The following is a 13,390-nucleotide window of genomic DNA, read 5'->3' on the forward strand; positions in this document are numbered from 1 at the left end:
AGCATCGGGCGCAGAAACCCGACACATTCCCGCAGCACCGACGCAGAAGATCCTGACACCGGGGTAATCCGTGAAAAAGCTCTCCGCACGACGACGCCATCCGCTGGCGGCGGTCGTCGTCCTACTCCTCGCGCTGGCGGCCACCGGGGGGCTGTACGCCGCGTTCGCGCCCGCGAGCAAGGCGCAGGCCGATGAAACCGCCCAGTCCCTCGCCATCGACGAGGGCAAGAAGCTCTACTCCGTCGGCTGCGCCAGCTGCCACGGAACCGGCGGTCAGGGCACCACCGACGGCCCGAGCCTGGTGGGCGTCGGCTCCGCCGCCGTCGACTTCCAGGTCGGCACCGGCCGTATGCCGGCCCAGCAGCCTGGCGCTCAGGTCCCGAAGAAGAAGGTCATCTACTCGCAGTCCGAGATCGACCAGCTCGCGGCCTACATCGCCTCGCTGGGTGCCGGTCCGACCACGCCGACCTCCAAGGACTACAGCCCGGAAGGCGCGGACATCGCCAAGGGCGGTGAACTGTTCCGCACCAACTGCGCGCAGTGCCACAACTTCACCGGTGAGGGCGGTGCGCTGACCCACGGCAAGTTCGCGCCGAACCTCGGGGACGTCGCGCCCAAGCACATCTACGAGGCCATGCAGACCGGCCCGCAGAACATGCCGTCCTTCCCGGACACGACGATGACCAAGCAGAACAAGAAGGACATCATCGCGTACCTCGACGCGGTCAACGGCGACAAGTCGGAGAGCCCCGGCGGCCTCAAGCTGGGCGGGCTCGGCCCGGTCAGCGAGGGTCTGTTCGCCTGGATCTTCGGTCTCGGTGCCCTCGTCGCCGTCGCCATCTGGGTCGCCGCTCGGACCGCAAAGGCCAAGAAGTCATGAGTAGCCAAGACATTCCAGAAGAGAACCTGCCCACCGAGCAGGAGACCGGGCACGGCTCGGTAGCGGTGAAGGACAACCCCTTCGCCGACCCGGGCCTTCCGGAGCACGAGCACCGGATCCAGGACATCGAGGAACGGGCCGCCAGGCGGTCCGAGCGCGTCGTGGCGATGCTGTTCACGATCTCGATGCTGGCCACCGTCGGCTTCATCGCCTCGTACGTCACCATCGACGTCGACACGAGCGTCTACATCTTCCCGCTCGGTCACATCAGCGCGCTCAACTTCGCGCTGGGCATGACCCTCGGTGTGGCGCTGTTCTGCATCGGCGCGGGCGCGGTCCACTGGGCCCGCACCCTGATGTCGGACGTCGAGGTCGCCTCCGAGCGTCACCCGATCGAGGCTCCGGCCGAGGTCAAGGCGCAGGTCCTGCAGGACTTCGCCGACGGCGCGCGCGAGTCGCAGTTCGGCCGCCGCAAGCTGATCCGCAACACCCTCTTCGGCGCGCTCGCCCTGGTGCCGCTCTCCGGTGTCGTCCTTCTTCGTGATCTCGGCCCGCTGCCGGAGACGAAGCTGCGCCACACGGCGTGGAAGAAGGGCAAGAAGCTCGTCAACATGAACACGAACGAGCCGCTGCGCGCCTCGGACATCGTGGTCGGTTCGCTCACCTTCGCCAAGCCCGAGGGCGTGGAGGAGCACGACGAGGACTTCCAGCAGGTGATGGGCAAGGCCGCGCTCATGCTGGTCCGGATCCAGCCGGAGAACATCAAGGACAAGCGCGAGCTCGAGTGGTCCCACGAGGGCGTTGTCGCGTACTCGAAGATCTGCACCCACGTGGGCTGCCCGATCTCCCTGTACGAGCAGCAGACGCACCACGTGCTGTGCCCGTGCCACCAGTCCACCTTCGACCTCTCCGACGGTGCGCGGGTCATCTTCGGCCCCGCCGGTCACGCACTGCCGCAGCTGCACATCGACGTCGATGACGAGGGCTTCCTCGTGGCGCAGGGCGACTTCGCTGAGCCCGTCGGTCCGGCCTTCTGGGAGCGCGGATGAGTACTGCAACCACCAACGACGCACCTTCTCGCGAGAAGGCACCGGCCGGCGAGCGCGTCGCCGACTGGGCGGACGGCCGCCTCGGGATCTACTCCCTGGCCAAGTCCAACATGCGCAAGATCTTCCCGGACCACTGGTCCTTCATGCTCGGTGAGATCTGCCTCTACAGCTTCATCATCATCATCCTCACGGGTGTGTACCTGACGCTGTTCTTCCACCCGTCGATGAACGAGGTGGAGTACCACGGCAGCTACGTCCCGCTGCAGGGACAGCTGATGTCCGAGGCGTTCAACTCGACCATGCACATCTCCTTCGATGTGCGCGGTGGTCTGCTGATCCGGCAGATCCACCACTGGGCGGCGCTGATCTTCCTCGCCGGCATGTTCGTGCACATGATGCGCGTGTTCTTCACGGGCGCGTTCCGCAAGCCGCGTGAGGTCAACTGGCTGTTCGGCTTCCTGCTGTTCGTCCTGGGCATGTTCACCGGTTTCACCGGCTACTCGCTCCCGGACGACCTGCTCTCCGGCACCGGTGTCCGCTTCATGGAGGGCGCGGTCCTGTCCGTGCCGATCGTCGGCACGTACCTGTCGTTCTTCCTCTTCGGCGGCGAGTTCCCGGGCGGCGACTTCGTCGCGCGGTTCTACTCGGTCCACATCCTGCTGCTGCCGGGCATCATGCTCGGCCTGCTGGTGGCCCACCTGATCCTGGTCTTCTACCACAAGCACACGCAGTTCGCGGGTGCCGGAAAGACCGAGAAGAACGTCGTCGGCATGCCGCTGCTCCCGGTCTACATGGCCAAGGCGGGCGGCTTCTTCTTCCTCGTCTTCGGTGTCATCGCGGTCGTCGCGGCGATCGCCTCGATCAACCCGATCTGGGCCATCGGCCCGTACCGGATCGACCAGGTCTCCACCGGCGCCCAGCCGGACTGGTACATGGGCTTCTCCGAGGGCCTGATCCGTACGATGCCGGGCTGGGAGATCAACCTCTGGGGTCACACGCTCGTCCTGGGTGTGTTCATCCCGCTGGTCATCTTCCCGCTGGTCCTGGTCGCGATCGCGGTCTACCCGTTCATCGAGTCCTGGGTCACCGGCGACAAGCGCGAGCACCACATCCTGGACCGCCCGCGCAACGTCCCGACGCGTACGGCGTTCGGCGCCGCGTGGATCTCCTGGTACTTCGTCCTGCTCGTCGGTGGTGGCAACGACCTCTGGGCCACGCACTTCCACCTGTCGATCAACGCGATCACCTGGTTCGTCCGCATCGGCTTCTTCGTCGTGCCGGTCCTGGTCTTCATCGCCACCAAGCGGATCTGCCTCGGCCTCCAGCGCCGCGACAAGGACAAGGTGCTGCACGGACGCGAGTCCGGCATCATCAAGCGCCTGCCGCACGGTGAGTTCATCGAGGTCCACGAGCCGCTCGACGCCGAGTCGCTGCACGCGCTCACCGCGCACGAGCAGTACCAGCCGCTCGAGCTCGGCCCGACGGTCGACGAGAACGGCGTGGAGCGCAAGCAGTCGCGTCTGCAGAAGACCCGCGCCAAGCTGTCGAAGGGCTTCTACGGGGAGAACAACCAGATCCCCAAGCCCACCGCGGAGGAGTACAAGGAGATCACCAGCGGCCACGGCCACCACTGATCCCTGATCGGCTGAGCCGACAGCTGTCCGCCACGGCAGGAGCCCTCGTCCAGGCACTGGACGGGGGCTCTTTGCCATACCTGGCGCTGGATAAGCTGGAGCCGCGTAATCCCACTGACACAACTGGAGCGGCCATGAGCGCTTTGCACCCCGCTGGAGGCGACACCGCGGCGGGCCGTTCCTGGCCCGCCGTACTCAACGGCCTCCTGGAGGGCCGCGACCAGAGCGCCGACGACACCGCCTGGGCGATGGACCGCATCATGCGGGGGGAGGCGACCGAGGCGCAGATCGCCGCCTTCGTGGTCGCGCTGCGCGCCAAGGGCGAGACCGTCGAGGAGATCTCCGGTCTGGTCCGGGCGATGTACGAGCACGCCAACGTGATCGAGGTGCCGGGGGAGACCGTCGACATCGTCGGCACCGGCGGCGACGGCGCCAAGACCGTCAACATCTCCACGATGTCCGCCATCGTCATCGCCGGTACGGGCGTCAAGGTCGTCAAGCACGGCAACCGCGCCGCCTCCTCGGCCTCGGGCGCCTCCGACGTCCTGGAGAAGCTCGGCGTCAACCTGGAGCTGACGCCCGCGCGGGTCCCGCAGATCGCGGAGGAAGCCGGGATCACCTTCTGCTTCGCCGTGAAGTTCCACCCCGCGCTGCGGTACGCGGGCGCCGCGCGCGGCCAGCTCGGCATCCGCACCGTCTTCAACCTCCTCGGCCCGCTCACCAACCCGGCCCGGGTGCGCGCCCAGGCCGTCGGGGTCGCCGACGCCCGGATGGCGCCCGTCGTGGCCGGTGTCTTCGCCGAGCGGGGCAACTCGTCCCTGGTCTTCCGCGGCGACGACGGCCTCGACGAGCTGACCACCACCGCGACCTCCCGCGTCTGGGTCGTCCGGGACGGCGCCGTGCGCGAGGAGTCCTTCGACCCGCGCGACGTGGGCCTCGACCTGGTCCCCGTGGCGGCCCTGCGCGGCGCGGACGCCTCCTACAACGCGGAGGTCGCGCGACGGCTGCTCGACGGGGAGCGCGGCCCGGTGCGCGACGCCGTGCTCCTCAACTCGGCCGCCGCCCTCGTCGCCGTACGCCCCGGCAGCGGCACCCTCGCCGAGCAGCTGCGGGCCGGCATGGACCGCGCCGCCGAGTCCATCGACTCGGGTGCGGCCAAGGCGACCCTGGAGCGATGGGTGACGGCCACCAACCGCTGACGCGCGGGGTACGAGTGTGACGCAGAGCGCAGTCCGAGTTGTCTCAGAGAACGGACTGCGCTCTTGCCGTATCCGGAACGTGTGGCAGGATGCTTTTCAAGGTCATGAGTGACAGCGTGATCGGCCCCGGCCGGCTGTCCGGCAACCCTCCGTCCGTGGCGGGGTGCCCCGGGTGAAGACCAGGCCGCGTGCAGCAAGGCTCGCGGCAAGCGCGGACCCCTCGCGAACTTTCCAGGGGTCCTGGGTCGTTTGAGGGAGCAGTCTCGTGAGCAAGCGAATGTGCTAGGGCCTCCGGCCCCTTCTCTGGTTACTCCATCACCCTCCGCGTGAGCGCGTCCGCGCCCCGCGTCGAGGTCAACTCCCGTACGTAGCAGTGCTGTTGCTGACGGCTGCCGTGCGGGCCTGTACGCCACTTCGCCCTGCCCTGACTTGTCCTGCCGGGAGACAGCCATGTCCGCTCACACCACCGCCACCGCCACCGCCACCGTTTCCGCCGAGTCCGCCGCCGACCCCGCTTGTGGCGCGCCGCTGCCGGTGCTCGGCCGCGACGTGACCGTGCCGCTCGTCACCGGCGGCGAGGTGACGTACGCCGCCCTCGACTACGCCGCCAGCGCGCCCGCCCTGCAGCGCGTGTGGGACGACGTCGCCGCCTACGCCCCCTACTACGGCAGCGTGCACCGCGGCGCCGGCTACCTCTCCCAGCTGTCCACCGACCTGTTCGAGAACTCCCGCGCCACGGTCGCCGAGTTCCTCGGCTGCCGCGCCGACGACCAGGTCGTCTTCACCCGCTCCACCACCGACTCGCTCAACCTGCTCGCCGCCGCGCTGCCCGCCGACTGCCAGGTGTTCGTCTTCGAGACCGAGCACCACGCGTCGCTGCTGCCCTGGCGCGACGCCCGCGTGACCTACCTCAACGCGCCGCGCACCCCGGGCCAGGCCGTCGAGACCCTGGAGCGCGCCCTCGCCGAGCGCGACCCCTACGGGCCCGCCCTCGTCTGCGTCACCGGTGCCTCCAACGTCACCGGTGAACTCTGGCCGGTGCGCGAGCTGGCGGCGGCCGCTCACGCGCACGGTGCCCGCATCGTGCTCGACGCCGCCCAGCTCGCGCCCCACCACCCGGTCTCCGTGCAGGACCTGGACGTCGACTGGATCGCCTTCTCCGGGCACAAGCTGTACGCGCCCTTCGGCTCGGGCGTGCTCGCCGGGCGCGCCGACTGGCTGCGCGCGGCCGAGCCGTACCTGGCCGGTGGCGGTGCCTCGCGCAAGGTGGCCCGGCGCGTCGACGGCGGTGTGGACGTCGAGTGGCACGACAGCGCGGCCCGCCACGAGGCCGGGTCGCCGAACGTCATCGGCGTCTACTCCATCGCGTCCGCCTGCAAGGCGCTGACCGAGGCCGGGTTCGACGACCTCGTCGCCCGGGAGCGGTACCTGATCCGGAAGGTGCGCGACGGGCTCGCCGAGGTGCCCGAGGTGAAGGTGCTCTCCCTGTTCGGGGACGACGCCCCGCGCGTCGGCGTCCTCTCCTTCGTGGTCGAGGGCTGGAACTCCTCGCACTTCGCCGCGGCGCTCTCCGCGGAGTACGGGATCGGGGTGCGGGACGGTCTGTTCTGCGCCCACCCGCTGGTGCGGACGCTGCTCGGGTCCGACCCGCAGACCCAGGGCGAGTGCGGGGCGCCTGAGGCGGCGCCGGGGGAGAAGTCGCTGAACGCGATCCGGGTCAGTTTCGGCGCGGGCACCCCTGACGAGCACGTCGAGCGTTTCATCGGGGCGGTGAAGGAACTGGTCCGCGATGGCGCCGCCTGGACCTACCGCACCGAAGAAGGCCGCTGCGTCCCAGCCGCCTAGGGGCGCGGGGAACTGCGCGACCAGCCACGAAACAGCCGCGGACGCGTCTGCTCGGTTCATGAGCAGACGCGTCCGCGGCTTTCGTCGTGGCTGACCGCGCGGTTCCCCGCGCCCCTGGCGGGGCTAGCTGTCCAGCCCGATGGAGAACGCGGCCTCAAGATCGTGCTGGGAGTACGTGCGGAAAGCAACATGCGTGTCGGTGCCCTCGACCCCGGGGATCTTGCTGATCTTGCCGGGAATCACTTCGGCAAGATCATCGTGCCGGGCCACCCGAACCATGGCGATCAAGTCATACGTGCCGGTGACGGAGAAGACCTCGCTGACACTGTCGAGCGCCGCGATCGACTCGGCGATCTCGGGGATCCGGTCCACGCTGGTCTTGATGAGCACGATCGCGGTGATCACGGCTGGCTGTCTCCCTCGGTGGCCGTGGCTGGGGCAACCTTCACCTTAGCCCGGCCCCGGTATCGCACCCACGCCCACAGGAAGCCGAGCGAGAAGCCGATCAGATGGGCCAGGTAGGCGACCCCGGGCCCCTGGCTGTCCTGGTAGGCGGCGGCCCATTGCAGCGCGACCCAGAACGGGAGGACCACCCACGCCGGGAAGCGCAGCGGCAGGAAGAGGAGGAAGGGGAAGACGCTCGTCACCCGCGCGTCGGGGAAGAGGTAGAGGAAGGCGCCGAGCACCGCCGAGATCGCTCCCGAGGCGCCGACCAGCGTCTGTTCGGAGCCCGCGTGCGCGATGGCGTACCCGAGGAGTGCCAGGTAGCCGCTGACCAGATAGAACAGCGCGTACGGCAGATGGCCCATGCGCTCCTCGACCATCGCCCCGAACACGTAGAGGAAGAGCATGTTGCCGAGGAGGTGCACCCAGCTGCCGTGCACGAACAGGGCTGTGGCCGGGGTGAGGGCGGCGCGGGGTGATCCGATGAAGAGTTCGGCGGGCAGGACGCCCCAGCGTTCGAAGTAGCCGGCCTGGGCGGTGAGCAGTTGGTCGCCGGTGCCGTAGGACGGGTTGAGCCCGGACGACGGGGAGAGCACGAAGGTCACGCAGCAGACGGCGATGAGCGCGTACGTGACCGGAGCCGGATGTCCTCTGAGGAAAGCGGTCGCTCTGCCGATCACGCCGCGTCCGTTGCCGATCATGAAGGAGAGCATGACGCAAGGCGGGGAGCGGGCGGTGCACGGCAGGCCGTAGGGTTACGGGCAATAAAGCAAGCATCACGCACCACGGAGGCGACAGTCCGATGACGGTTCCCCTGCCGACCGCCACCACCCGCTGGCGCTGCACGCTCTGCGGCAACCTGACGCGGTTCGACGTGACCCGCTCCTCGCAGGTCGTGGAGTACGTGCACCTGGACCTGGCCGGTGAGCCGAAGGTCGAGGAGCGCGACGTGGTCAGTGAGACGATCGAGTCGGTCCGCTGCCGCTGGTGCAACGCGGTCGACCAGGTGGAACTTGTGGACAGGCCGGGCGCCGACTCCTGAACGGGGCGGCCCACTGACTTTGGGGTGACGGATGGTGGAGAGCACGGGCGGGGAGGCCGGGCATGCCGAGCAGCCTGCCGCCGAGGTGCTCGACCGGCCGTTGCCCGAGGGCGTGCGGCGCCGGGTCGTGCAGATCGTCTCCGACGGCTTCGGCGGCCTCACGGTCGGCGAACTGCCACCGCAGCTGCGCCAGTACGCCCGCTTCACCCCGACCCGGCGGGTGAAGTTCGCCGGGAACGCGATGGCGGCGGCCGTCGAGAGCGAGACTCTGTTCCGGCAGCGGATCGCCGAGCGGTTCCGCGAGGCCCAGCCCGAACTGTGCCAGGCGCTCGACTCCGGATCGCCGCCGCCCGCCGCGGACCCCCTCGACGTGGCCGCGGCCGCGTACGTGCTGCGCCCCGTGGGCTGGGTCAAGCTGGTCGCCGCCGCCGGTGAGGAGGCCCAGCGGGTCGACGCCGAGCGCATCGACGAGGAGACCCGGGCCGAACTCGAGTCCCTGCGCGACCGGCTCGCCGAGGCGCAGGCGACCACCAGGGCCGAGACGGAGCGGCTGCGCGCCGAACTGGACGCCGCCAAGCGCGAGACCGACGCCGTCCACCGCAAGCTGCGCGCCGCCCTCAGCGACGTGAAGCGCGGCGAGGCCGCCGTGCGCAAGGCACAGGCCGAGGCCGACGCCGTACGGGCCGAGGGGCAGGCGCAGATCTCCGCCGCCGAGAGCGAGACACGGCGGCTCAAGGCGCGGCTCGGCGAGGTCGAGGCGAACCTGGAGGCGTCGCGCCGGGCGGCCCGCGAAGGGCGCAGCGTCGAGGACATGCGCGTACGGCTGCTGCTCGACACCGTCCTGGAGGCCGCTCAGGGGCTGCGCAGGGAGCTGGCGCTGCCGCCGGTCTCCGCGCGGCCCGCCGATTCCGTGGACGCCGTGGAGCCGGGCCGGATGACGCCGAAGGACATCGCGGCGCGCGCCCTGCACGAGCATGATCCGGCCATCCTCGACCAACTGCTCGCGCTGCCGCAGGCCCACCTCGTGGTCGACGGGTACAACGTGACCAAGACGGGGTACCCGACCATGCCGCTGGAGAAGCAGCGGCTGCGCCTCCTCGGCTCCCTCTCGCAGCTCGCGGCGCAGACCGGCGCCGAGGTGACCTGTGTCTTCGACGGGGCCGAGCTGGCGGCGCCCGTGCTGCTCGCGCCGCCGCGCGGGGTGCGGGTGCTGTTCTCCAAGGCGGGCGTCACCGCTGATGAATTGATTCGCCAGCTGGTGCGCGCCGAGCCGCCCGGCCGGCCGGTGATCGTCGTCTCGACGGACCGCGAGGTCGCCGACGGGGTCGCGAAGGCGGGGGCGCGTCCGGTTGCGTCGGTCATGCTCCTGAAGCGGCTCTCGCGCGGTTGACGGCCTAACGCCCTCCGCGTCCCTTACGCCACTCCCGCAACGTCCGTTCCGTATGCCCGGATTGGCGAAACCTTTGCGCAACCGTGCGTCAAATTGACATCACTGCACGTGAGTTGTGTGTAAAAGAACTCAGTCGGCGACCGAGATTTTGCCCGTCAGGATTTGAACTGATCACAAGAACATCACTAGGGTCAGGCCTCGAACCTCCGCTCGGGTGATCACTCACATGAGGTGTGTGACGGCGGAGGGGCACCGCCCACCGGGGTGATTCGTGGGCGGCTGGAGGAAGAAGGAGCTCGCCTCCGTGGCGTCCCACCGTCGACCGAAGCAGCCGAGCCGCACCCGCGTGACCGTGCTCACCGCGACCGCCGCCGCTGCCGTGGCTCTCACTTCCCAGGCGGCCAACGCCGCTCCCAAGGCCGACAAGGCCGAGGTCAAGGCCAAGGTCGACAAGCTCTACGAAGAGGCGGAGAAGGCGACCGACCTCTACAACGGGGCCAAGGAGAAGCAGCAGAAGCTCGAGAAGGAGATCGGCGAGCTCCAGGACAAGGTCGCCCGCGGCCAGGAGGACCTCAACGAGCTGCGCACGGGCATCGGCACGATGGCCAGCGAGCAGTACCGCTCCGGCGGCATCGACCCCTCCCTCCAGCTGTTCCTCTCCGCCGACCCGGACGACTACCTCGACAAGGCGTCCACGATCGACTCGCTCAGCGCCCAGCAGCTGCAGTCGCTCAAGAAGGTCCAGGACAAGCAGCGCACCCTCGCCCAGGAGCGCGCCGAGGCGTCCGAGAAGCTCAAGGACCTCGCCGACACCCGCACGGAGCTCGGCAAGAAGAAGAAGGAAGTCCAGAGCAAGCTCGGCGCCGCGCAGAAGCTGCTCAACACCCTGACCGCGCAGGAGCGGCAGAAGATGGCCGAGGAGGACGCCCGCGCCAGCCGCAGCTCCTCCAGCCGTGTCGACCTCGGCAACGAGGTGCCCGCCTCCCAGCGCGGCGCGGCCGCCCTCAGCGCCGCCGCCACCCAGATCGGCAAGCCGTACGTCTCCGGTGGCACGGGCCCCAACTCGTACGACTGCTCGGGCCTCACCCAGTGGGCGTACAACCAGGCCGGTGTCGGCATCACCCGCACCACCTACACCCAGCAGAACGACGGCCCGAAGATCGGCATGAGCCAGCTCCGCCCCGGCGACCTCGTCTTCTTCAACAGCCTTGCGCACGTGGGCCTGTACGCGGGCAACGGGCAGGTGCTGCACGCCCCGCACCCCGGCGCCAGCGTCCGCTACGAGTCGATGAGCACGATCGGTTCGTTCCAGTTCGGCGTCCGCATCTGACCTTCTTGTCGGCCCGCGCCTACGACACTTGAAAACGCGCCCGTTCGGGCGAATTCAGGTTCCCGCCGCTGACCCCACGCCCCGCCCATGACCTGCGTCATAGGCGGGGCGTCGCGTTGTGCGCCCCCGAACGGTCGTTGGCCGACCGGTGATCGCGCGGCTACTGTCGGCGCGCATTCCCCGATCACGGGGATGCGGCAGCGCGTCGCCAGCGGCGTCAGCGCTCCATCAGTGCTTCGCCAGGGAAGGGAAACGGCTGCCTGTGGGGTCCCATCGCCGCACCGCGCACCCCGGTCCTACGGGTCTCGAGCGGAACACCCGCGCCACTGTCCTGACCGTGGCCGCCGCCGCATCGGCCGCCGCCGCCCTCGGCGCGGCCCCCGCGGGCGCCGCGCCGCAGGACCGGCCGGCCGACACCAAGGCCGAGGTGGACCGCCTGTACGAGCAGGCGGAGAACGCCACCGAGGCGTTCAACAAGGCCGACGAACGGGCCGACAAGCTCCACGCCGAACTGGCCCGCACACAGGACCAGGTGGCCCGCGGCCAGGAGCGGATCAACACGATGCGCCAGGCGCTCGGCATGGTCGCCGGAGCCCAGTACCGCTCCGGCGGCATGGACCCCTCGCTCGCCCTGATGTTCTCCTCCGACCCGGAGGCCTACCTCGACCGGGCCAGCGCCATCGACCGGATCAGCGCCCGCCAGGCCGGCGAGCTGGCCGAACTGCAAGGCGCGCAGCGCGAACTGGCCCAGAAGCGCGCCGAGGCCCGGCGCCAGCTGGCCCAGCTGGTCGAGAGCCGCAAGACCGTGGCGAAGCACAAGCGCACCGTCGAGTCGAAGCTGGCCACGGCGCGGCGGCTGCTCAACTCGATGAAGGACGACGACCGCGCCGCGTACGAGCGGGCCTCGCGCGGCGGCGGACGGCCCGACCTGACGGGTGCGGGCCCCGCCTCCTCGTCCCGGGCGGCCGCCGCGCTCGCCGCCGCCCAGTCCGCGCTCGGCAAGCCCTACATCTGGGGCGCCAACGGCCCCTCCGGCTTCGACTGTTCGGGCCTGATGCAGTGGTCGTACGGGCAGGCCGGGGTCGGTCTGCCGCGCACCTCGCAGGCCCAGCGGTACGCCGGGCAGCAGGTGTCGCTCTCCGAGGCGCGCCCCGGCGACCTCGTCGCCTACGGCTCCGACGCCCACCACATCGGCATCTACGCGGGCAACGGCCAGGTCATCCACGCGCCGTACCCGGGCGCCCCCGTGCGCTACGACCCCGTCGGCATGATGCCCGTCTCCTCCGTGACCCGGGTCTGAGCCGCGCCGCACCCGCCCCGCACGCCGTACGATCGGGAAGATGGCTGGTCGACGGCGTGCGGTGAGCAGGGCGGGGTGGAGCGTGGCCCTCGGCGCCCTGCTCGTCGGGCTGACCGGATGCGGTGCGGGCCCCGCGCCCACGGACACCCGTACGACCGCCGTGCAGCGGGTCCTGGACCGCCGGGCCGCCGCCGTCCTCGCCAAGGACGCCGCCGCCTACCGGGCGACCGGCGGCGCCGATCCGTACCTGCTGCTCGACCTCGCCGCGGTCCCGCTGGACTCCTGGACCTACAAGCTGACCCGGCTGACCGGTTCGGGGGAGCGGGTCAGTGCCTCGGCCGAGCTGCGCTACCGCGTCGACGGGTACGACAAGGCGCCGGTCGTCGCCGAGCGGACGCTGACCCTCAAGCGGGACGGGGGGCGCTGGCGCGTCGTCGAGGACGAGCCCGCCGAGAAGACCGGGCAGCAGCTCTGGGAGCAGGGCAAGGTCACCGCGGCGAAGGGCGCGCACAGCCTGGTGCTCGGCGTCGGGCAGCAGCCGTCCGTCCTGAAGTCCTACGCCGAACTCGCCGACGACGCCGTGCCCGCGGTGACGGACGCGTGGGGGACGGGATGGGCGCGCAGGGTCGTCGTCCTGGTCCCCAAGACCCTTGAGGGCATGGGCGGACTCCTCGGCTCGCCCGCCTCCGCCTACCAGGGGATCGCCGCGGTCACCACGGGCGAGGCGGGCGGCTCGGGCAGCGCGCCCGCGGACCGGGTGATCATCAACCCGGAGGCGTACGGCGTGCTCGGCGCCTTCGGCAAGCAGGTCGTCCTCACCCACGAGACCGCGCACGTGGCGACCCGCGCCGTGACCTCGGCGGCCACCCCGCTGTGGCTGTCGGAGGGGTACGCGGACTGGACCGGCTACCGCTCCACCGGCCGCACCGCCGGGCAGGCCGCGCCCGAGCTGCAGCGGGCCGTGCAGGAGGGCACACCGCCCGCCACGCTGCCCGAGGACGCGGACTTCGGGTTCAGCGGCGACTCCAGCAAGCTCGCGCAGGCCTACGAGTCCGGGTGGCTGGCCTGCCGGATGATCGCGGAGAGCTGGGGCGAGGCGAAGCTCAACGCCTTCTACCGGGCGGTCGGCGCGCACGGGCAGCGGGCGGGCGCGGTCGACGGCGCCCTGCTGCACGTCCTCGGGGTCGACGAGCGGGAGTTCGTGGCGCGCTGGCGGACGTATGTGCGGGACCAGCTGTCGGCTTAGCGGCGTTGATCTCAGTAATGCGGAGGGCTCG

Annotated in this window: 12 protein-coding genes and 1 riboswitch; of the genes, 10 read left to right on the plus strand and 2 right to left on the minus strand. The window is 70.4% G+C overall.

The window, feature by feature from the left end; genetic code table 11:
* Positions 1–70: 70 nt before the first annotated feature.
* The 5 genes from C1N81_RS32235 to C1N81_RS32255 all read left to right on the plus strand — a co-directional run bounded on the left by C1N81_RS32235 (position 71) and on the right by C1N81_RS32255 (position 6,607).
* On the plus strand, positions 71–880 hold the full coding sequence (locus C1N81_RS32235) for a cytochrome bc1 complex diheme cytochrome c subunit (protein WP_394434828.1): 810 nt from the start codon (positions 71–73) through the stop codon (positions 878–880).
* Positions 877–1,929: a cytochrome bc1 complex Rieske iron-sulfur subunit gene (locus C1N81_RS32240; RefSeq protein ID WP_394434829.1), complete on the plus strand. Its 1,053-nt coding sequence runs from the start codon at positions 877–879 to the stop codon at positions 1,927–1,929. Before C1N81_RS32235 ends, C1N81_RS32240 begins: the two co-directional genes overlap by 4 nt.
* Positions 1,926–3,563 carry a cytochrome bc1 complex cytochrome b subunit gene (locus C1N81_RS32245; protein WP_394434830.1) on the plus strand — a complete coding sequence of 546 codons (1,638 nt, stop codon included), beginning with the start codon at positions 1,926–1,928 and terminating at the stop codon, positions 3,561–3,563. Before C1N81_RS32240 ends, C1N81_RS32245 begins: the two co-directional genes overlap by 4 nt.
* A 134-nt stretch (positions 3,564–3,697) precedes the next feature.
* Complete coding sequence (gene trpD / locus C1N81_RS32250) at positions 3,698–4,762, plus strand: anthranilate phosphoribosyltransferase (protein WP_394434831.1); 1,065 nt, start codon at positions 3,698–3,700, stop codon at positions 4,760–4,762.
* 100 nt (positions 4,763–4,862) lie between these two features.
* A riboswitch (SAM riboswitch) is annotated at positions 4,863–4,980 on the plus strand.
* 232 nt (positions 4,981–5,212) lie between these two features.
* On the plus strand, positions 5,213–6,607 hold the full coding sequence (locus tag C1N81_RS32255; RefSeq protein ID WP_394434832.1) for an aminotransferase class V-fold PLP-dependent enzyme: 1,395 nt from the start codon (positions 5,213–5,215) through the stop codon (positions 6,605–6,607).
* Positions 6,608–6,730: 123 nt separating this feature from the next.
* Here the strand turns inward: C1N81_RS32255 and C1N81_RS32260 are convergent, their stop codons facing one another.
* Entirely contained in the window at positions 6,731–7,012 is a 282-nt protein-coding gene (locus C1N81_RS32260) for an Lrp/AsnC family transcriptional regulator (RefSeq protein ID WP_394434833.1), read from the minus strand.
* Positions 7,009–7,752, minus strand: a complete 744-nt coding sequence (locus tag C1N81_RS32265) for a rhomboid family intramembrane serine protease (RefSeq protein ID WP_394434834.1) — start codon at positions 7,750–7,752, stop codon at positions 7,009–7,011. Before C1N81_RS32265 ends, C1N81_RS32260 begins: the two co-directional genes overlap by 4 nt.
* A 101-nt stretch (positions 7,753–7,853) precedes the next feature.
* On the opposite strand from C1N81_RS32265, the gene C1N81_RS32270 reads away from it, so the two are divergent.
* The 5 genes from C1N81_RS32270 (at position 7,854) to C1N81_RS32290 (ending at position 13,359) form a co-directional block, all read left to right on the plus strand.
* The gene (locus tag C1N81_RS32270; RefSeq protein WP_361081491.1) at positions 7,854–8,093 is read left to right on the plus strand and encodes a hypothetical protein; all 240 of its coding nucleotides are present in this window, start codon (positions 7,854–7,856) and stop codon (positions 8,091–8,093) included.
* A 31-nt stretch (positions 8,094–8,124) separates the two neighbouring features.
* The gene (locus C1N81_RS32275) at positions 8,125–9,483 is read left to right on the plus strand and encodes an NYN domain-containing protein (RefSeq protein WP_394434835.1); all 1,359 of its coding nucleotides are present in this window, start codon (positions 8,125–8,127) and stop codon (positions 9,481–9,483) included.
* Positions 9,484–9,787: 304 nt separating this feature from the next.
* A complete protein-coding gene (locus C1N81_RS32280) occupies positions 9,788–10,813 on the plus strand; it encodes a C40 family peptidase (protein ID WP_394434836.1) in 1,026 nt (341 codons plus the stop codon).
* A gap of 262 nt (positions 10,814–11,075) precedes the next feature.
* Entirely contained in the window at positions 11,076–12,113 is a 1,038-nt protein-coding gene (locus tag C1N81_RS32285) for a C40 family peptidase (protein ID WP_394434837.1), read from the plus strand.
* A 40-nt stretch (positions 12,114–12,153) separates the two neighbouring features.
* Positions 12,154–13,359, plus strand: a complete 1,206-nt coding sequence (locus C1N81_RS32290) for a hypothetical protein (protein WP_394434838.1) — start codon at positions 12,154–12,156, stop codon at positions 13,357–13,359.
* Positions 13,360–13,390 lie beyond the last annotated feature (31 nt).

This window comes from Streptomyces sp. SGAir0957 (assembly GCF_043523415.1).

Coding starts and splice junctions, on each gene's coding strand:
- C1N81_RS32270 (WP_361081491.1), top strand. CDS start 7,854: ATGACGGTTCCCCTGCCGACCGCCACCACCCGCTGGCGCTGCACGCTC.
- C1N81_RS32240 (WP_394434829.1), top strand. CDS start 877: ATGAGTAGCCAAGACATTCCAGAAGAGAACCTGCCCACCGAGCAGGAG.
- trpD (WP_394434831.1), top strand. CDS start 3,698: ATGAGCGCTTTGCACCCCGCTGGAGGCGACACCGCGGCGGGCCGTTCC.
- C1N81_RS32290 (WP_394434838.1), top strand. CDS start 12,154: ATGGCTGGTCGACGGCGTGCGGTGAGCAGGGCGGGGTGGAGCGTGGCC.
- C1N81_RS32275 (WP_394434835.1), top strand. CDS start 8,125: ATGGTGGAGAGCACGGGCGGGGAGGCCGGGCATGCCGAGCAGCCTGCC.
- C1N81_RS32245 (WP_394434830.1), top strand. CDS start 1,926: ATGAGTACTGCAACCACCAACGACGCACCTTCTCGCGAGAAGGCACCG.
- C1N81_RS32265 (WP_394434834.1), bottom strand. CDS start 7,752: ATGATCGGCAACGGACGCGGCGTGATCGGCAGAGCGACCGCTTTCCTC.
- C1N81_RS32255 (WP_394434832.1), top strand. CDS start 5,213: ATGTCCGCTCACACCACCGCCACCGCCACCGCCACCGTTTCCGCCGAG.